Here is an 18,629-nt window from a genome sequence, read left to right on the forward strand (position 1 = left end):
TGGTTTCAAACTGCTAATCAACGGGCGCATGGCGCCGATGGAGCTCACAATGTTGAATGTTCGCCTCCCGGACGGCTCGAGCCGTCAATTCGAAGGTCCGGTGACGGTCGCCCAGGTGGCGTCCAGCATCGCCCCGAGCCTGGCCAAGGCCGCGCTGGCCGGCAAGGTCGACGGCAAGGTCGTCGACACGTCGTTCCTGATCGAGAACGACGCCGACCTGGCCATCGTCACGGACAAGGATCCGGAAGGCCTGGACGTCATCCGCCACTCGACCGCCCACCTGCTGGCCTATGCCGTCAAGGAATTGTTCCCGGAAGCGCAGGTCACCATCGGCCCCGTGATCGACAACGGTTTCTACTACGACTTCTCGTACAAGCGCCCGTTCACCCCGGACGACCTGCAAGCCATCGAGAAGAAGATGGCCGAGCTCGCCAAGAAGGATGAGCCGGTCACCCGCAAGGTATTGCCGCGCGACGAAGCCGTGGCGTACTTCAAGTCGATCGGCGAAGACTACAAGGCCGAGATCATCGCATCGATCCCGGCGAACGAGGACGTGTCGCTGTACACCGAAGGCAAGTTCACCGACCTGTGCCGCGGCCCGCACGTGCCGTCGACCGGCAAGCTGAAAGTCTTCAAGCTGATGAAGCTCGCGGGCGCGTACTGGCGCGGCGACTCGAAGAACGAGATGCTGCAGCGTGTCTACGGCACCGCCTGGGCGAAGAAGGAAGACCAGGAGCAATACCTGCACATGCTGGAGGAGGCCGAGAAGCGCGATCACCGCAAGCTGGGCAAGCAGCTGGACTTCTTCCACTTCCAGGACGAGGCGCCGGGCCTGATCTTCTGGCACCCGAAGGGCTGGACCATCTGGCAGCAGATCGAGCAATACATGCGCAAGACCTACCAGGTCACCGGCTACAACGAGGTGAAGGCGCCGCAGATCATCGACGTCACCCTGTGGCAGAAGACCGGTCACTGGGACAATTATCGTGAAAACATGTTCACGACCGAGTCGGAAAACCGCACCTATGCGCTGAAGCCGATGAACTGCCCGGGCCACGTGCAGATCTACAACGCGGGCCTGCGTTCGTACCGCGACCTGCCGCTGCGCTACGGCGAGTTCGGCCAATGCCACCGCAACGAATCGTCGGGCGCGCTGCACGGCCTGATGCGCGTGCGCGGCTTCACCCAGGACGACGGCCACGTGTTCTGCACGGAAGAGCAGATCGCGCCGGAAGTCGTGGCCTTCCATGCCCAGGCGATGAAGGTGTACGAGGACTTCGGCTTCGCGAACATCGACGTCAAGATCGCGCTGCGTCCGGACAACCGCATCGGTTCCGACGAAGTGTGGGACCAGGCCGAAGAAGCGCTGCGTTCCGCGCTGCGCGGCTGCGGCGTGACCTGGACGGAACTGCCGGGCGAGGGCGCGTTCTACGGTCCGAAGATCGAATACCACCTGAAGGATAGCCTCGGCCGTCCGTGGCAGGTCGGCACGATGCAGGTCGACTTCTCGATGCCGGGCCGTCTCGGCGCGGAATATGTCGCGGAAGATAACTCGCGTAAAGTGCCTGTGATGCTGCACCGCGCGATCGTCGGCTCGATGGAGCGCTTCATCGGCATCCTGATCGAGAACTACGCGGGCGCGCTGCCGCTGTGGCTGGCGCCGGTCCAGGTTGCCATCCTGAACATCTCGGATGCGCAGGCCGATTACGTGAAGCAGGTCGAGGCAAAGCTGAAGGCGGCTGGCCTGCGTGTTCACGCTGATTTGCGGAACGAGAAGATTACCTATAAAATTCGGGAGCATTCCGTCCAAAAACTGCCGTACATCCTAGTTGTCGGCGATAAAGAGCGGGATGCCAACACTGTGGCCGTTCGCGCCCGTGGCAATGTCGACCTTGGCGTCATGTCGGTCGATGCGCTGCTGGAACGCCTCCAAGGCGAGGTAGCATCCAAGGCGAAGTAATCAAGCACGCGCCTTGAGACGGCACTATCCATCTTACTTTCAAAGGAAACAACATAGCTACTGACAAGTCGTCACATCGCATCAATGGCGAAATCAACTACCCGGAAATGCGTCTGAACGGGATAGACAACGAGCCGCTGGGCATTGTGAGCCTGGCCGAGGCGTTTCGTCTGGCTGAAGAAGCGAACGTGGACCTGGTGGAAATCGCGCCGACCGCGGTTCCCCCAGTCTGCCGCCTGATGGACTATGGCAAGTTCAAGTATTCGGAGCAGAAGAAGGCGCACGAAGCGAAGCTGAAGCAGAAGATCATCCAGGTCAAGGAAGTCAAGTTCCGTCCGGGTACCGATGAGGGTGACTACAGCATCAAGCTGCGTAACCTGATCAAGTTCCTGGAAGAGGGCGACAAGACCAAGATCACGCTGCGCTTCCGTGGCCGCGAGATGGCTCACCAGGATATCGGTCAGCGCATGCTGGAGCGTCTGCGCGGCGACCTCGAGCCGTATGGCCAGGTCGAGCAGTTTCCAAAGCTGGAAGGTCGCCAGATGATCATGGTGGTCGCGCCGAAGAAGAAGAAGTAATTCTTCGTGCAGTCAAGCCGGGCCAGGCCCGGGCCCGGGGTCGTCCCGCGGCTCGGGCCTGGCCTATTCCGTTTTCGATAACGCGAATGTTTGGTGGGCACCCCGTGCCCACATGGCCAAAACTGTGCTAGAATCTGCGGTTCCCATGTTTGCAAGAACGGGGATGCAAGACTGTAGTGGACCCGCTTCCGCTGCAGAGACAAGTGAAAGCAGGCATCCAAGAGCAGCGTTGCTGCCACCTGCAATCCTGTCACATATGAGGCTGCCTGTAAGAGGGCAGAAGACTATGCCGAAAATGAAAACCAAAAGCTCCGCGAAAAAGCGTTTTCGCGTGCGCCCGGGTGGTACCGTCAAATCGGGTATGGCGTTCAAGCGTCACATCCTGACCAAGAAAACCACCAAGAACAAGCGCCAGCTGCGTGGCACCCGTAACATCAATGCGTCCGACGTCCAAAGCGTCTACCGCATGATGCCGTCGGCCGTTTAATCTCACATCAAACTAAGGAGCTACTATGCCTCGAGTAAAACGTGGGGTTACTGCACGTGCCCGTCACAAGAAGGTTCTTGCGCTTGCCAAAGGTTATCGTGGCCGCCGCAGCAAAGTATTCCGTATTGCCAAGCAAGCAGTCATGCGCGCTGGCCAGTACGCATACCGCGACCGCCGCAACAAGAAGCGCGTTTTCCGCGCACTGTGGATCACCCGTATCAACGCGGCTTCGCGTTCGCACGGCATGACTTACAGCGCATTCATGAACGGCCTGAAGAAAGCCGCGATTGAACTGGACCGTAAAGTCCTGGCCGACATGGCTGTCAACGACAAGCCGGCTTTTGCCGCTATCGTGAACACCGTCAAGGCAAAGCTGGCTGCTTAATCAGCGACAGCAAGAAGTACAGCATCGCGCCGCTCCAGGCGGCCGGTGCGCAAAGGACGGGGCAAAGGTTGAAGGACCGATGCCCTGTTTTTGTTTCTGGCGTCTCCCGCCATCAATAGGAAAAGAATACGCATGAACTCGCTGGAAGAACTCGTCGTCTCGGCCCAGTCTGACTTTGGCGCCGCACAAGACGCTGCCGCGCTGGAAAACGCAAAAGCGAAATACCTGGGCAAGACCGGCCAGGTGACCGAACTGATGAAGGGCCTCGGCAAGCTCGATCCCGAACAGCGCAAGGCGCAGGGCGCCCTGATCAATGCCGCCAAAGAAAAAATCGAACAGGCGTTGACGGCTCGCCGCGAGGATCTCGCCAACGCGCAGTTGATGGCGCGCCTGAACGCCGAAGCGATCGACGTCACGCTGCCGGGCCGCGGCCGCGCCAAGGGCGGCATCCACCCTGTCATGCGGACCTGGGAACGGGTCGAACAGATTTTCCGCTCGATCGGTTTCGACGTGGCCGACGGCCCCGAGATCGAGACCGACTGGACCAATTTCACCGCGCTCAACAGCCCGGAAAACCACCCGGCACGCTCGATGCAGGATACGTTCTACATCGAAGGCAACGACAGCACGGGCAAGCCGCTGCTGCTGCGCACCCACACGAGCCCGATGCAGGTGCGCTATGCCCGCACGCACACGCCGCCGATCAAGGTGATCGCGCCGGGCCGCACGTACCGCGTCGACAGCGACGCCACGCACTCGCCGATGTTCCACCAGGTCGAAGGCCTGTGGATCGGCGAAGACATCAGCTTTGCCGACCTGAAGGGCGTCTACCTGAACTTCGTGAAGGCGTTCTTCGAGACGGACGACCTGCAAGTCCGCTTCCGCCCGTCGTACTTCCCGTTCACGGAGCCGTCGGCCGAGATCGACATCGCGTTCGGCTCCGGTCCGCTGAAGGGCCGCTGGCTGGAAGTGTCGGGCGCCGGCCAGGTGCATCCGACGGTCGTCCGCAATTTCGGACTGGATCCGGAAAAATTCATCGGTTTCGCGTTCGGTTCGGGCCTGGAGCGCCTGACCATGCTGCGCTACGGGATCAACGACCTGCGCCTGTTCTACGAAGGCGATTTGCGTTTCCTGAAGCAGTTCAACTAAGAACACGTCCGATAAATACCAAGGCAAACGAATATGCAATTCTCTGAAAACTGGCTCCGTTCCATGGTCGATCCGAAGTTGAATTCGGACGAACTCGCGCACCTGCTCACGATGTCCGGCCTCGAAGTGGAAGAGGTCGAACCGGTCGCGCCGCCGTTCTCGAATGTCGTCGTGGCGGAAGTCAAGGAAGTGGCCAAGCACCCGAACGCGGACCGCCTGAACGTGTGCCAGGTCGACGTCGGCACCGGCACCCTGCTGAACATCGTCTGCGGCGCGCCGAACGTGCGCGCGGGCATGAAGGCGATCTGCGCCATGGCCGGCGCCGTGCTGCCGCCGGGTCCGGACGGCAAGCCGTTCGAAATCAAGGTCGGCAAGCTGCGCGGGGTGGAATCGCAGGGCATGATGTGCTCGGCAAAAGAACTGAAGATCTCGGAAGAGAGCAGCGGCCTGATGGAGCTGCCGGAAGACGCGCCCATCGGCCAGAACATCCGCGACTACCTCGGCCTGAACGACCTGAAATTCACGATCAAGCTCACGCCGAACAAGGCGGACTGCCTGTCCCTGCTGGGCGTGGCGCGCGAAGTGTCGGCGCTGACCGGCGTGCCGCTGTCGCTGCCGGCCTTCCGCCCGGCGACCGTGAACACGGACGAAGTGCTGCCCGTTAAAATTTCCGCGACCGACCTGTGCGGCCGTTTCGCCGGCCGCGTCATCCGCGGCCTGAACGCGAAGGCGGCGACGCCGGAATGGATGAAGCGCCGCCTCGAGCGCAGCGGCCAGCGTTCCGTGTCGGCCCTCGTCGACATCTCGAACTACGTCATGCTGGAAGTGGGCCGTCCGTCGCACGTGTTTGACCTGGACAAGATCCACGGCGGCATGGACGTGCGCTGGGGCCGCAAGGGCGAAACGCTGAAGCTCCTGAACGGCAACACGGTCGACATCGACGAGTGGATCGGCGTGATCGCCGACGAGAAAGAGCTCGAGTCGCTGGCCGGCATCATGGGCGGCGATGCCACGGCCGTCTCGCTGGCCACCACCAACATCTACCTGGAAGCCGCATTCTGGTGGCCGAACGCCATCCAGGGTCGTGCCCGTCGCTACAATTTCTCGACGGATGCTGCGCACCGCTTCGAACGCGGCGTCGACTATGCGACCGTCCCCGAGCACCTCGAACGCATCACGTCGCTGATCGTCGAGATCTGCGGCACGGCCGACACGAAGGTCGGCCCGATCGACGACCAGGCCCCGAACCTGCCGCAGCGCAAGCCGGTTACCTTGCGTACCGCGCGCGCCGCGAAGGTCATCGGCGTGCCCGTCACGGACGACATGGTTGCCGACATCTTCACGCGCCTGCACCTGCCGTTCGAACGTGAAGAGGGCCTGTTCCACGTGACCGCGCCGTCGTACCGTTTCGACATCGAGATCGAGGAAGACCTGATCGAGGAAGTGGCGCGCGTGTATGGCTTCGAAAACATTCCCACGCTGCCGCCGGTGGCCCCGTCGGCGATGCTGATCGAGCCGGAGAATACCCGCTCGCTGTTTGCGATCCGCCACGAACTGGCCGACCTGGGCTACCAGGAAGTCGTGAACATGAGCTTCGTCGAGCAGCAGTGGGAAACGGATTTCGCGAACAATACCGACCCGATCCGCCTGCAGAACCCGATCGCCAGCCAGCTGAGCGTGATGCGTTCGTCGCTGATCGGCAGCCTCGTCGCCAACGTCCGCTACAACCTGAACCGCAAGGCCGGCCGCGTGCGCGTGTTCGAAGTGGGCGGCGTGTTCCTGCGCAACGCAGAAGCGCAGGACGGTCCGCTGGCCGTCGCCGGCTTCGACCAGCCCAAGCGCGTTGCCGCCATCGCCTACGGCCCGGCCGCGGACGAGCAGTGGGGCCAGCCGACCCGTGCCGTCGATTACTTCGACGTCAAGGGCGACCTGGAAGCGCTGTTCGCACCGCGCGCCGTACGTTTCAGCAAGATCGAACACCCGGCGCTGCACCCGGGCCGCTCGGCCACGGTGGAAGTGGACGGCAAGGTCGTCGGCGTGATCGGCGAGCTGCATCCGCGCTGGCTGCAGAAGTACGACCTGCCGCAGGCCCCGGTGCTGTTCGAGGTGGATGCCGACGCGCTGCGCGCGCGCGCCGTGCCGCGCTACGCCGAGATTTCCAAGTTCCCGGGCGCCACGCGCGACCTCGCACTGGTGGTGAAACAGGACGTGCCGGCCCAGGCGCTGCTCGACGCTTTCCAGTCGGAACTGGAGTCGAACGCGCTTGGCAAACTCGTGCAAGCCGTTGTTTTGTTTGATGAATACCGCGGAAAAGGTTTGGAACAAGATGAAAAAAGTCTTGCTTTCCGCTTTGGCTTGCAAGATACTCAATCGACGCTGCAGGACGATGCGGTCGAGGCCATCATGGCCGCGCTGGCATCCGCGGCGCAACAAAAACACGGCGCAAAACTGCGCGGTTGATAACGAAGGCTACGTGCCTCGAAGGGGTATCGAGCAACCGTCGCGCAGCAGGTTGATCGAGCCCCCACCAAATCCAGAACTTGAAGGTAGGGCTTAAAATTAACAACAACGACGTTGATTCCGCCGTGCTCCAGGAAGCGCTGGCCGCCGACCTGCATCGTGCGATGCTGGTGGCCCGGGTACGGAAGGAAGCGGAAAAGGAGTTGCCGACCCTGACCAAGGCGGAGCTGGCCGAACTGCTGTTCGAGCAGGTCGGTCTGAACAAACGCGAGGCCAAGGACATGGTCGAGACGTTCTTCGACGAGATCCGCAATGCGCTCGAGCGCGGCGAGGCGGTGAAGCTGTCCGGCTTCGGCAACTTCCAGTTGCGCGACAAGCCGCAGCGGCCCGGCCGCAATCCGAAAACCGGGGAAGAAATCCCCATCACGGCGCGCCGCGTCGTGACGTTTCACGCCAGCCAGAAGCTGAAGGCGATGGTCGAAGAGGCCAATCCGGGCAGCCCGCGCAATCCGGACAGCCCCGACGGACCCGATCATCCTTCCCTGGCGCGTGCAGCCTGATAAAGCCGACACGGCTTGTGAGCGATGAACGACCGACCGAACAAGATGGAACCGACCGTGCTGCCGCCGATCCCGGCGAAGCGCTATTTCACGATTGGCGAAGTCAGCGACTTGTGCGGGGTCAAGCCGCATGTGCTCCGCTACTGGGAGCAGGAATTCACCCAGCTTAAACCGGTCAAACGCCGTGGAAATCGCCGTTATTACCAGCACCACGAAGTGCTGTTGATCCGCCGTATCCGCGAACTGCTGTACGAGCAGGGTTTCACCATCAGCGGGGCACGCAACCGCCTCGATGGGCGCGGCCAGCACGAGGCCGACGCGTTGCCGGAAACGCCACCACCACCGGCCACGCCGACCATCGAGCCGGAAGCATTGCGTGCCGAGCTGCACGCGATTCTCGCACTGCTCAAGCACGGTTCGCCGGCAGCCTGAAGCCCCGCCGAGGGCGCAACGGCCGACGCAGCCAGCTCAGGCGTGCGCGCCTGTTGTTCTGCACCCCGGAGGTGCTAAAATGTCACTTGCAGTTTGCTGACTCAAACGCATGACCTGACCGGAGGCGTGAGGGGCCAGCCTCGGCTCTTTCCTGTATCGGGAAAACTTAAGGGAAGACAATGATACGCGTTGCCATTTGTGACGATCACCAGATAGTTCGAGCAGGTTTCAAACAGATTTTTTCGTCGTCGGGCGAGTTCGAAGTCGTGGCCGAAGGCGCGACAGGACGCGAGGCCCTCGACATCGCACGCCGCGAGATCTGCGACGTGCTGTTGCTGGATATCGCCATGCCGGACCAGAGCGGCATCGATATCCTGCGCACCATTCGACAGGGCCAGCCCAATCTGCCGGTCCTGATCCTGTCCGGCTATCCGGCCCAGCAGTATGCGCTGAACCTGTTCAAGATGGGTGCCAACGGCTACCTGAACAAGGAATGCGACGCGGACGAACTCAAGACGGCCGTCCGCACCGTGTACCAGGGGCGCCGCTACGTCAGCTCGCAGGTCGGCGAATTGCTGGCCCAGAGTTTCGATCGCGATCCGAACACCGCGCTGCATACGGAATTGTCGGACCGCGAATTCCAGGTGTTCCTTCGCCTGGCCAAGGGCGCGACCGTGTCCGACATCGGCAATGCCCTGTCGCTGTCGATCAAGACGGTCTCGACTTACCGTACTCGCATCATGGAAAAGATGGGTCTGCAGTCGAACAGCGACCTGACGTACTACGCCATGAAGAACAATCTGCTCGACTGAGCAGGGTAGGCCGAAAGCCATGGGGATTCCGCGTCTTTCGGCCTGCAACTGTTTTAGCAATTTGTCATTTGCTATGCAGAATTGTTAATTGCGCGTCGTCATCGCGCCACATTTCCTCGTCCGCAAGCCTAATCGAGCTCCATGGCAACTTTTCCCGGTCTATAATGACTCGGACAGGCCAAGCTGCGAAAGGAACGACCGAGGATGTTTTTCACCACCGACCCCAAGTTCAGGCCGGTTCGCAGCCTTCCGTTGTACCAGACCCTGCTGTGTGTCGTGTGCGTCCTGATCCTGGTCCTCAACGGCGTAAGCCTGGTCCGCAACCTGGACGGGCTCAAGACTGCCAACGCGCGTCAGGCGCAGGCCGATCGTGTGACGGCCAAACTGCAATACCTGAACCTGCTCGTGACCGATGCGGAAAGCGGTCTGCGCGGCTATTACCTGTCCGGTTCCGATACCTACCTGGGCCCGCTGCGCACGGCGGAGCGTGAACTGGACGGCCAGTTCAACAGCCTCAAGACGCTGCTGGCCGACAATCCCTCCCAGCTGAAGAATCTCGTCCAGCTGCAGAATCTCGTCGTCCGGCGCATCAACCTGATGAACCAGGGCCTGGAAGTCTATCGCCACGGCGGCCTCGCGGACATCGTCGCCATCGCGCAGACACAGGAAGACAAGACCCACATGGACGAGATCCGGCTGCAGGTGGTGATCATGACGGGCGAACAGAACGAGACGCTGGCCGCGCGCAGCGCCGTCTTCTACGACCGCTACCGCCTGGCCGCGTTGCGCGGCCTCGGCATCAACGTGGCAGCACTCGTCACCCTTGTCCTGTTCTACAACCTGATCCGCCGCAGCTTCCGCGCGCGCCTGAATGCCGAGCGGGCCCTGCAACAAACCAATGACCACCTGGAATCGCTCGTCGCGGAACGCACGGAGCAGTTGTCCGTGCTGTCGCGCCATTTGATCCGCGTGTCGGAAGAAGAAAAAGCGAAGCTGGCGCGCGAACTGCACGACGAGATGGGCGCCAACCTGACGGCCATCGGCATGCACCTTGCGTCGGTCACGGACCGGATCAAGACCACGCACCCGGACCATGCGGAGACGCTGGGCCGCGCCCGTGGCGTGCTCGTCGAGACGGTCGAACTGAAGCGCCGCATCGTGGAAGACCTGCGTCCGAGCCTGCTCGACAACCTCGGCCTGTCCGCTGCCCTGGAGAGTTATTGCGAAGATTTCGGCCGCACGACGGGCGTGGATTGCGAGGCGCTCATCGAGGGCGACATCGACAGTGCCGGTTCTGCGCAGTCGATCGCGCTGTTCCGCATCGCACAGGAGTCGCTGAACAACGTCGCCAAATACGCCCAGGCGCGCCACGTCATCGTGCACCTGGCGCGCGAAGGCGAGGCGTACACGCTCGAGGTCAGCGACGACGGTGTCGGGATTCCGCCCGACGCGATGCGCCGTCCGAAATCGCACGGCCTCCTGGGGATGCGCGAACGGGCGTTGCTGCTGGGAGGGACATTGCGGGTGGATCGCGGCGTGAACGGGATCGGGACCTCGGTTCACGCCATCATTCCGGTGACGGCGCCAGGGGAGACCGACGCCGGCGGGACCGCGTCAGGCGGTGCCCTGGATATCTCGGCGCTGGCCGTGGCGCCTTCGGCAGATCCGACTGGCGCAGTGCCAGCGGAGGCGGCCGACCTGGCCGAACGTCAATTACACAATCATCTACGTGCTGCCCAGGCCCAGTCGCCGCTGGCGACGTCGGGCCGGGACGCGGTGCCGCTCATGCGCGCGACACGTCCATCAGCAGACGGTCATACTCGCTTTTAGCGACCTTGTAGCACTCGCCGGCGTAGTCTTCCAGGCCCTGGCGGTTCAGCACGGTGATGTTGCCGCGGCGGTACTGGATCAGGCCCTCGTCCTGCAGCTTGCCGGCGGCAGCGGTGATGCTTTCGCGGCGCACGCCCAGCATGATCGAGATGAGTTCCTGGGTAACCTTCAGTTCATTGCTCGGCGAACGGTCCAGGCGGTCCAGCAGCCAGCGGCACAGTTTCTGTTCGATCGAGCTGTGGCGGCCGCCAACGGCGTTCTGGGCCATCTGGGCGAACAGCGCGTTCGTGTAGCGCATCAGCAGCTGGGGCAGGGCGCCGCCCTTGTTGAAGGCGTCGCGCAGGAATTGGGTTTTCAGGCGGTAGCCGTAGCCGGCGCTCTGGACGACGGCGCTGCAGGTCGCGCGCTCGCCCATGAACAGCGATACGCCGACGGCACCTTCATGGCCGACCACGGCGATTTCCGTCGTGGCGCCGTCTTCCATCACGTACAGGAGGGAGACGATGGCGGTGGTGGGGAAGTACACGTATTCCAGCTTGCTGCCATATTCGAACAGTTCCTTGCCGAAGGGCAGCGGAACCAGTTCCAGGTGCTCGAACAGGGTTTCCAGGTCTTGGCGCGGCAGGGCCGCGAGCAACTCGTTTTGTTGGGTGCCGCTGTAGCTGACAACCGGGCGGGCGGCCAGTTTGATTTCTTCGCTGGTCGAGGGAATCTGATTCACCGATTGCGCCTTTTTCTGGGCGGCGTTACCGAGTTGGGCGTTATTCATTTTGTCCTCGTTATCTCTGACATACATCACTGGGGCGATTGCTTGGATGGGTTTCCTCATCGCGATGTGTGTACATTAATGCCATAGTCTCTTGCCGAACATAAGACTAGCTGTCGCCCCCATGTAGGCTCTATGCATGATGTTATGTAAGCCCAGTCCTACTAGAGAGAAACTTTCAGTAGAGGGCTTTTTTTGTAACTTCGACAATGGTTTGGCGGCATTAAAACGTTTCGATGGCCGGCCTTTTTTGCCATTCCGGCCACATCCATACGCCCGTCGCGGCCGCTCAGATTGCTCGCCATCACATGCCGCGCCCGACTGTTCCTACATGGGGCGCGTGCGGTGCGCCGGGAATTGGTTCACACAAGGTACGCTGGACCCGGTAAAATCGAGAGTTTTGCAAGCGCCCCAGGGCGAGACCATGTCCAACGAAATCGACGCAACCACCACCGACATCCAGGAAGCCGCGGTAACCGGCAAGCCCGCAGCCACGATCGCGCGCGAAGTCGCGCGCCGCCGCACCTTCGGCATCATTTCCCACCCCGACGCCGGTAAAACGACGCTCACCGAAAAGCTGCTGCTGTTCTCGGGCGCGATCCAGCTCGCAGGCACCGTCAAGGGCCGCAAGAGCGGCCGCCATGCGACGTCGGACTGGATGGACATCGAAAAGCAGCGCGGCATCTCGGTCGCGTCGTCGGTGATGCAGTTCGAGTTCCGCGACCACGTCATCAACCTCCTCGACACCCCGGGCCACCAGGACTTTTCGGAAGACACGTACCGCGTGCTGACGGCCGTCGACTCGGCGCTGATGGTGATCGACGCCGCGAAGGGCGTGGAAGAACAGACGATCAAGCTGCTGGACGTCTGCCGCATGCGCGACACGCCGATCGTCACCTTCATGAACAAGCTCGACCGCGAAACCCGCGACCCGCTCGAGCTGCTCGACGAAGTGGAGTCGGTGCTGAAGATCGAATGCGCGCCGGTGACCTGGCCGATCGGCATGGGCAAGAACTTCCGCGGCGTGTACCACCTGCTGAACGACGAAGTCATGCTGTTCAAGGCGGGCGAAGAGAAGGCCGACGGCGCCTACGAGATCATCAAGGGCATCGACAACCCGCGCCTCACCGAGATGTTCCCGCTCGAGATGGAACAGCTCAAGATGGAAGTGGAGCTGGTGCACGGCGCCTCGCATCCGTTCGACCTGGAGCGCTTCCTGTCCGGCGTGCAGACCCCCGTGTTCTTCGGCTCCGCCATCAACAACTTCGGCGTGCGCGAGATCCTGTCGGCCCTCGTCGAATGGGCGCCGGGCCCGCGCGAGCGCGATGCGACCGTGCGCGCCGTGCGCCCGGACGAGCAGCCGTTCTCCGGCTTCGTCTTCAAGATCCAGGCCAACATGGACCCGGCACACCGCGACCGCATCGCGTTCCTGCGCGTGTGTTCCGGCCGCTTCGAGAAGGGCATGAAGGTCAAGCACCTGCGCCTGGGCCGCGAAGTGAAACTGTCGTCCGTCGTGACGTTCATGGCGTCGAGCCGCGAACAGGTCGAAGAGGCTTACGCGGGCGACATCATCGGCCTGCCGAACCACGGCAACATGCAGATCGGCGACAGCTTCTCGGAAGGCGAGCTGCTGACGTTCACCGGCATCCCGTACTTCGCGCCGGAGCTGTTCCGCACGGTGCGTATCCGCAATCCGCTCAAGACCAAGCAGCTCCACAAGGGCCTGCAGCAGCTGGGCGAAGAGGGCGCCGTGCAGGTGTTCAAGCCGGTGATGGGCAGCGACCTGATTCTCGGCGCTGTCGGCGTGCTGCAGTTCGAGGTCGTCGCGAGCCGCCTGCTGAACGAATACGGCGTCGACGCCGTGTTCGAGGGCGCGAGCATCAGCAGCGCGCGCTGGGTGTCGAGCGACGACAAGAAGGCCCTGTCCGACTTCGAGACGCAGCTGGCGCACAACGTCGCCTACGATGCGGCCGGCAACCTGGCCTACCTCGCCACGTCCGGCGTCAACCTGCGCCTCACGCAGGAGCGCTGGCCGAAGCTGCAGTTCCACGCGACGCGCGAACACGCCGCGAAGCTGGACTGATGCGGCATGCGTTGATCGTCACGCCTCCGGCCTGGCGATCAACGCCTCCACGATACTCCCCACGTAGCACACGGCGAACACGATCCCGGCCAGCGTCACGCTGAACGGCGTGGGCGCATTCGCCAGCTGCGCCTCGATCGCCGCCGGATCCATCGCCATCTTCCCGCTCAACAGCTGGTCGGCGACCGTGTTCGCCTGGTCCAGCGCAAAATTGAAATACAGGATCGCGGCGATGGCGGCCGGCGCCAGGAACAGCAGCGCGCGCGTGCGCCGCCCCAGGTAGTACTGGCCCACGCCGGGAAACACCAGGGCCGACAGCAATGCGCCCACATTCTTACGTCTCATCCTGTTCCTCTCACGTTGGCGGGCTTGAGCCAACACAATGGCCAACCCCGGGGTCGGCGTACATTCATTTAATGCACGCCGGAAATACTGCCAGCCAGGAGGAGACCATGACCCATTCATTCCCCCTCGAACTCGTCAATCGGACGACGTCCTGACATGCTGGCCCGTCTGCGCATCGGTCCCAAGCTGCTGCTGGCGCCCGGCGTCGTGCTGCTGCTGCTCGTGCTGCTGTCCTGCGGCAGCTACTACGCGATGGTACGCCAGAATGCGTCGCTCGACAGCATCGTGCAGCGCCGGGCGGCCAACATGCGCGCGGCGGCGGAGCTGTCCGCGGCGGCGCGCAGCGCGCATGCCCAGGCGTACCAGGTCCTGACCTGGATCAGCGGCAGCTTTCCGCACTTCCGCGTCGACCCGCTCGCACTCGATCTGCGGGCCCGGCACGGCGGGGTCGAGCGCGACCTCGCCCAGCTGGCGCGCCTGACGGCAGACAGCCCGGAAGAACAGCGCTACGTCGAACAGGCCCGCGCCGCCTGGGCGCAATACGTGCCGGCCGTGCGCGACGTGATCGAGATCGCGCGCATCGACCAGTCGATCAGCGCCAATGCGATGGTCAAGGCGGAGCGCGCGTTCGCCGTCGTCGCCCAGCGGCTGGCGGAGCTGTCGCGGCGCGAGCAGGCCCTGTCCGAGCAGGCGTCGCGCGATGCGGCCGACGATTTTCGCCTGATCGCGGTGCTGATGCCGGTGGTGATCGTCCTGTCGATCGCGGCCTCGCTGGCGATCACGATGGCGGTGCGGCGCGCGCTGCTGGCCGATATCGGTGCGATCGGCGCGGCCGCCCATGGTCTCGCCAGCGGCGACCTGACGATCCGCGCGCGGACCTATGCGGACGACGAAATCGGCCAGACGGCACGGCTGCTCGACGCCGGCATCCGCGGCCTGAACCGCCAGTTGCGCACCGTGCTCGAGTCGGCCCGCGCGATCGGCGAGGCGTCGCGCGAGATCACGCTGGGCCGTGCCGGCATGCCGCCGCGCGCGCACGTGCGCGACGCGCTGGACCGCACGACGGCGTCGATGCAGGCGCTGGCGACGGCGCTCGACGACAGCGCCGCCGGCGCGCACGCGGCGGGTGAACTGGTGGCGCGTGCAGGTGTCGCGGCGGACGAGGGCGGCGCGCTCGCGCACCGCCTGGTGACGACGATGGAACAGGTGCGGCGCGCGGCCGTGCGCATGGACCGCATCGGCGCGGCCATCGAGACCACGCTGGCACGCACGGGCGACGCCGACGGCGGTGCCCGCGAAGCACGCGCCCTGGCCCGGCGCGCCCAGCGCGCGGCACGCGAGGCGCGCACGCTCGCGCGCGAGACCGTGGCCGCGCTCGACGATGGCGGCGCCTGCGCGGTCGAAGCCGGCGCGACGATGGCGAGCCTGGCGGGCGCCGTGGAAGACATGGCCGGCATCGTCGACACGATCGGCAGCACGGGCACGCAACGCGCGCGCGAGCTGGCCGGCGCGGCCCAGGCGATCGTGCGCATGGACGAACTCACGCAACAGGGTTCGCGCATGGTGGAAGAAGCGGCGCTGGCCGCGCGCGCGCTGCAGCAGCAGGCGCTGGGCCTGGCGCGCACGGTGGCCGTGTTCCGGCTCGACGAGGCCGTGCAGGGCTCCAATGAAACGGCCCCGCCAGGGACGCATATGCTGCGTCCCGGCAGGGCCGGGCGTTCTTACCTCCGGCTGGCATCCAGCCGGGGCAAGAATCGCTGAATACCGCGGCGTTACGCGTGGGCGGAGGCCGCCCATCCTACGTAGGGCGGGCATTCGAGGCCGGGGGCCTCAAATGAATCGTGCCCGCGCGGCAGGTCACTCGTAGTCTTCGATGGGTGCGCAGCCGCAGAACAGGTTACGGTCGCCATACGCGTTGTCCGCGCGGCCGACCGGCGGCCAGTACTTCTTCTTGCGCAGCGACGGCACCGGGAAGGCGGCCACTTCGCGCGAATAGGTGTGCTGCCAGTCGTCCGACGTGACGACTTCCGCGGTGTGCGGCGCGCCCTTCAGCGGGTTGTCCATGCGGTCGTACTCGCCGCGCTCCACTTTCACGATCTCCGCGTGGATGCAGATCATCGCTTCGATGAAGCGGTCCAGCTCCGCCTTCGATTCCGACTCGGTCGGCTCGATCATCAGCGTGCCCGGCACCGGGAAGCTCATGGTCGGCGCGTGGAAGCCGAAGTCCATCAGGCGCTTGGCCACGTCTTCGTTGCTGATGCCGGTGGCATCCTGCAGCGGGCGCAGGTCGATGATGCACTCGTGCGCGACGAGGCCGTCGTGGCCCGTGTACAGCACCGGGTAGTGCGGCGCCAGGCGGCGCGCGATGTAGTTGGCGTTCAGGATCGCCGTCTCCGTCGCCGCCGTCAGGCCATCCGCGCCCATCATCGCGATGTACATCCACGAGATCGGCAGGATCGATGCCGAGCCGTAGGCGGCCGAGCTGACGGCGCCGATGCCGGCTTCGTTCCGCTGGTAACCCGTCGAGGCCTGGTTCGGCAGGAACGGCACGAGGTGTTCGGCCACGGCCACCGGACCGACGCCGGGACCGCCGCCGCCGTGCGGGATGCAGAAGGTCTTGTGCAGGTTCAGGTGGCTGACGTCGCCGCCGAACAGGCCCGGACCGGCGACGCCCACCAGCGCGTTCATGTTGGCGCCGTCGACATACACCTGGCCGCCGTGCGCGTGCACGATCTCGCACAGTTCCTTGATGCCTTCCTCGAACACGCCGTGCGTGGACGGGTAGGTGACCATGACGCACGCCAGGTTGGCGCTGTGTTCCTCGGCCTTCTTCTTCAGGTCGGCGAGGTCCACGTTGCCGTTGGCGTCGCACGCGGTCACGACGACCTTCATGCCCACCATGTTGGCCGACGCCGGGTTGGTGCCGTGCGCCGACGACGGGATCAGGCAGATGTTGCGGTGGCCTTCGCCGCGCGACTGGTGGTACTTCTGGATGATCAGCAGGCCCGCGTACTCGCCCTGCGAGCCGGCGTTCGGCTGCAGCGACACGCCGGCGTAGCCCGTGACGGCGCACAGCATCGCTTCCAGCTGGCCGATCATCTCGCGGTAGCCGACGGTCTGCTCATCCGGCGCGAACGGGTGGATGTTCGAGAATTCCGGCCACGTCACCGGGATCATCTCGGACGTCGCGTTCAGCTTCATCGTGCACGAACCCAGCGGAATCATCGTGCGGTCGAGCGCCAGGTCCTTGTCGGCCAGCGCGCGCAGGTAGCGCAGCATCTCGTGCTCGGCGTGGTAGCGGTTGAACGTCGGGTGCGTCAGGTAGGCGCTCGTGCGGGCCAGCGCGGCCGGGTAGGCGTCCTGCGCGTCCTTGTCCAGCGTGTCGAAATCGACGTCGGCGCCGCCGAAGATTTGCACCAGCAGGGCGATGTCGTCGCGGCCTATCGTCTCGTCCAGCGAGATGCCCACGTGGCGCGCATCGATGCGGCGCAGGTTGACGCCGTGGTCGTTGGCCACGCGGTGGATGTCGTCGGCGTTGTCGGCGATGACGGTGATCGTGTCGAAATACGATTCATTGGCCAGCTGGAAGCCGAGGCCCTTCAGCGCGGTGGCGAGGATGCCGGTGTAGCGGTGCACGCGGCGGGCGATCTGTTCCAGGCCTTGCGGGCCGTGGTAGACGGCGTACATCGAGGCCATCACGGCCAGCAGGACCTGCGCCGTGCAGATGTTCGACGTCGCTTTTTCGCGGCGGATGTGCTGCTCGCGCGTCTGCAGCGCGAGGCGGAACGCGGGGTTGCCCTGGGCGTCGATGGTGACGCCGGCGAGGCGGCCCGCCATGCTGCGCTTGTACTCGTCGCGCGTGGCCAGGTAGCCCGCGTGCGGGCCGCCGAAGCCGAGCGGCACGCCGAAGCGCTGGCTATTGCCGACGACGACGTCGGCGCCCCATTCGCCCGGCGGCGCGAGGACGGTCAGCGCCAGCAGGTCGGCCGCGACGACGACCATCGCGCCTGCAGCATGCAGCTTCTCGACGGCGGCGCGGTAGTCGCGCACGTCGCCGTTCACGCCCGGGTATTGCAGCAGGACGCCGAAGCAGGATTCGGCGAGGTTCCCGATCTCGGCGGCGGCGACGGTGCGCACCTCGACGCCGATCGGCAGCGCGCGGGTCTGCACCACTTCCAGCGTCTGCGGCAGCACGTCGTCGGCGACGTAGAACACTTTCGATTGCGACTTGCCGACGCGCTGGATCAGCGTCATGGCCTCGGCCGCGGCCGTGCCTTCGTCCAGCATCGACGCGTTGGCGATGCCCATGCCGGTCAGGTCGGTGATGACCTGCTGGAAGTTCAGGATGGCTTCCAGGCGGCCCTGCGAGATCTCCGGCTGGTATGGCGTGTACGCGGTGTACCAGGCCGGGTTTTCGAAGATGTTGCGCAGGATGACGGGCGGCGTGTGGGTGCCGTAGTAGCCCTGGCCGATCAGCGACTTCATGACCTTGTTCTGCGCCGCGATGCCTTTCAGCTTCGCGAGTGCGGCCTGCTCGGGCAGCGGCTCGAAGAACTGGCCCAGGTCCAGCTTGTCCTTGCGGCGGATGTTGGCGGGAACGACGGCGTCGATCAGCTCGGCACGCGAGGCGTAGCCGAGGACGGACAGCATGGCCGCCTGTTCGGATGCGGACGGGCCGATGTGGCGCGGGATGAAGCCATCGCGTGCTTCGAGTTGGGTCAGGCTGGTGCGGGTCATGATGGGAGACGAAATGAAAGAATCGGCGCGTGAGGTACCACTCCG

At 64.2% G+C, this 18,629-nt stretch carries 15 protein-coding genes; 12 read left to right on the forward strand and 3 right to left on the reverse strand.

The window, feature by feature from the left end:
• The first annotated feature begins 49 nt into the window (after positions 1–49).
• The 10 genes from thrS to ACEN9G_RS24755 all read left to right on the forward strand — a co-directional run bounded on the left by thrS (position 50) and on the right by ACEN9G_RS24755 (position 10,653).
• Positions 50–1,960: a threonine--tRNA ligase gene (gene thrS, locus ACEN9G_RS24710; RefSeq protein ID WP_413338900.1), complete on the forward strand. Its 1,911-nt coding sequence runs from the start codon at positions 50–52 to the stop codon at positions 1,958–1,960.
• A 107-nt stretch (positions 1,961–2,067) separates the two neighbouring features.
• Complete coding sequence (gene infC / locus ACEN9G_RS24715; protein ID WP_495605463.1) at positions 2,068–2,538, forward strand: translation initiation factor IF-3; 471 nt, start codon at positions 2,068–2,070, stop codon at positions 2,536–2,538.
• Positions 2,539–2,824: 286 nt separating this feature from the next.
• On the forward strand, positions 2,825–3,025 hold the full coding sequence (gene rpmI / locus ACEN9G_RS24720; RefSeq protein ID WP_036228503.1) for a 50S ribosomal protein L35: 201 nt from the start codon (positions 2,825–2,827) through the stop codon (positions 3,023–3,025).
• Positions 3,026–3,050: 25 nt separating this feature from the next.
• The gene (gene rplT / locus ACEN9G_RS24725; RefSeq protein ID WP_056135339.1) at positions 3,051–3,410 is read left to right on the forward strand and encodes a 50S ribosomal protein L20; all 360 of its coding nucleotides are present in this window, start codon (positions 3,051–3,053) and stop codon (positions 3,408–3,410) included.
• A 132-nt stretch (positions 3,411–3,542) separates the two neighbouring features.
• Positions 3,543–4,559, forward strand: a complete 1,017-nt coding sequence (pheS, locus tag ACEN9G_RS24730; protein ID WP_036228506.1) for a phenylalanine--tRNA ligase subunit alpha — start codon at positions 3,543–3,545, stop codon at positions 4,557–4,559.
• Positions 4,560–4,592: 33 nt separating this feature from the next.
• Positions 4,593–7,019 (forward strand): phenylalanine--tRNA ligase subunit beta, encoded by a 2,427-nt coding sequence (gene pheT / locus ACEN9G_RS24735; RefSeq protein ID WP_413338903.1) that lies wholly within the window; start codon positions 4,593–4,595, stop codon positions 7,017–7,019.
• 164 nt (positions 7,020–7,183) lie between these two features.
• The gene (locus tag ACEN9G_RS24740; protein ID WP_056135976.1) at positions 7,184–7,579 is read left to right on the forward strand and encodes an integration host factor subunit alpha; all 396 of its coding nucleotides are present in this window, start codon (positions 7,184–7,186) and stop codon (positions 7,577–7,579) included.
• A gap of 24 nt (positions 7,580–7,603) precedes the next feature.
• Positions 7,604–8,011, forward strand: a complete 408-nt coding sequence (locus ACEN9G_RS24745; RefSeq protein WP_413338905.1) for a MerR family transcriptional regulator — start codon at positions 7,604–7,606, stop codon at positions 8,009–8,011.
• Positions 8,012–8,190: 179 nt separating this feature from the next.
• Entirely contained in the window at positions 8,191–8,823 is a 633-nt protein-coding gene (locus ACEN9G_RS24750) for a response regulator (RefSeq protein ID WP_036228513.1), read from the forward strand.
• 204 nt (positions 8,824–9,027) lie between these two features.
• Positions 9,028–10,653 carry a CHASE3 domain-containing protein gene (locus ACEN9G_RS24755; protein ID WP_413338908.1) on the forward strand — a complete coding sequence of 542 codons (1,626 nt, stop codon included), beginning with the start codon at positions 9,028–9,030 and terminating at the stop codon, positions 10,651–10,653.
• Here the strand turns inward: ACEN9G_RS24755 and ACEN9G_RS24760 are convergent.
• Entirely contained in the window at positions 10,607–11,422 is an 816-nt protein-coding gene (locus tag ACEN9G_RS24760; protein WP_056135328.1) for a Crp/Fnr family transcriptional regulator, read from the reverse strand. The genes ACEN9G_RS24755 and ACEN9G_RS24760 overlap by 47 nt on opposite strands.
• A gap of 421 nt (positions 11,423–11,843) precedes the next feature.
• Here ACEN9G_RS24760 and ACEN9G_RS24765 point away from each other — a divergent pair, with 421 nt between their 5' ends.
• A complete protein-coding gene (locus ACEN9G_RS24765; RefSeq protein WP_413338910.1) occupies positions 11,844–13,502 on the forward strand; it encodes a peptide chain release factor 3 in 1,659 nt (552 codons plus the stop codon).
• An 18-nt stretch (positions 13,503–13,520) separates the two neighbouring features.
• Here ACEN9G_RS24765 and ACEN9G_RS24770 read toward each other — a convergent pair whose 3' ends face one another.
• A complete protein-coding gene (locus tag ACEN9G_RS24770; RefSeq protein ID WP_413338912.1) occupies positions 13,521–13,847 on the reverse strand; it encodes a hypothetical protein in 327 nt (108 codons plus the stop codon).
• A gap of 156 nt (positions 13,848–14,003) precedes the next feature.
• Here ACEN9G_RS24770 and ACEN9G_RS24775 point away from each other — a divergent pair, with 156 nt between their 5' ends.
• Positions 14,004–15,608 carry an MCP four helix bundle domain-containing protein gene (locus ACEN9G_RS24775; RefSeq protein WP_413674707.1) on the forward strand — a complete coding sequence of 535 codons (1,605 nt, stop codon included), beginning with the start codon at positions 14,004–14,006 and terminating at the stop codon, positions 15,606–15,608.
• A gap of 96 nt (positions 15,609–15,704) precedes the next feature.
• Here the strand turns inward: ACEN9G_RS24775 and gcvP are convergent, their stop codons facing one another.
• The gene (gene gcvP, locus ACEN9G_RS24780; RefSeq protein WP_413674708.1) at positions 15,705–18,584 is read right to left on the reverse strand and encodes an aminomethyl-transferring glycine dehydrogenase; all 2,880 of its coding nucleotides are present in this window, start codon (positions 18,582–18,584) and stop codon (positions 15,705–15,707) included.
• Positions 18,585–18,629: the final 45 nt, after the last annotated feature.

The sequence above is a fragment of the Massilia sp. Masssp94 genome (genome assembly GCF_059491305.1).

Coding starts and splice junctions, on each gene's coding strand:
- thrS (WP_413338900.1), top strand. CDS start 50: ATGTTGAATGTTCGCCTCCCGGACGGCTCGAGCCGTCAATTCGAAGGT.
- infC (WP_495605463.1), top strand. CDS start 2,068: ATGCGTCTGAACGGGATAGACAACGAGCCGCTGGGCATTGTGAGCCTG.
- rpmI (WP_036228503.1), top strand. CDS start 2,825: ATGCCGAAAATGAAAACCAAAAGCTCCGCGAAAAAGCGTTTTCGCGTG.
- rplT (WP_056135339.1), top strand. CDS start 3,051: ATGCCTCGAGTAAAACGTGGGGTTACTGCACGTGCCCGTCACAAGAAG.
- pheS (WP_036228506.1), top strand. CDS start 3,543: ATGAACTCGCTGGAAGAACTCGTCGTCTCGGCCCAGTCTGACTTTGGC.
- pheT (WP_413338903.1), top strand. CDS start 4,593: ATGCAATTCTCTGAAAACTGGCTCCGTTCCATGGTCGATCCGAAGTTG.
- ACEN9G_RS24740 (WP_056135976.1), top strand. CDS start 7,184: ATGCTGGTGGCCCGGGTACGGAAGGAAGCGGAAAAGGAGTTGCCGACC.
- ACEN9G_RS24745 (WP_413338905.1), top strand. CDS start 7,604: ATGAACGACCGACCGAACAAGATGGAACCGACCGTGCTGCCGCCGATC.
- ACEN9G_RS24750 (WP_036228513.1), top strand. CDS start 8,191: ATGATACGCGTTGCCATTTGTGACGATCACCAGATAGTTCGAGCAGGT.
- ACEN9G_RS24755 (WP_413338908.1), top strand. CDS start 9,028: ATGTTTTTCACCACCGACCCCAAGTTCAGGCCGGTTCGCAGCCTTCCG.
- ACEN9G_RS24760 (WP_056135328.1), bottom strand. CDS start 11,422: ATGAATAACGCCCAACTCGGTAACGCCGCCCAGAAAAAGGCGCAATCG.
- ACEN9G_RS24765 (WP_413338910.1), top strand. CDS start 11,844: ATGTCCAACGAAATCGACGCAACCACCACCGACATCCAGGAAGCCGCG.
- ACEN9G_RS24770 (WP_413338912.1), bottom strand. CDS start 13,847: ATGAGACGTAAGAATGTGGGCGCATTGCTGTCGGCCCTGGTGTTTCCC.
- ACEN9G_RS24775 (WP_413674707.1), top strand. CDS start 14,004: ATGCTGGCCCGTCTGCGCATCGGTCCCAAGCTGCTGCTGGCGCCCGGC.
- gcvP (WP_413674708.1), bottom strand. CDS start 18,584: ATGACCCGCACCAGCCTGACCCAACTCGAAGCACGCGATGGCTTCATC.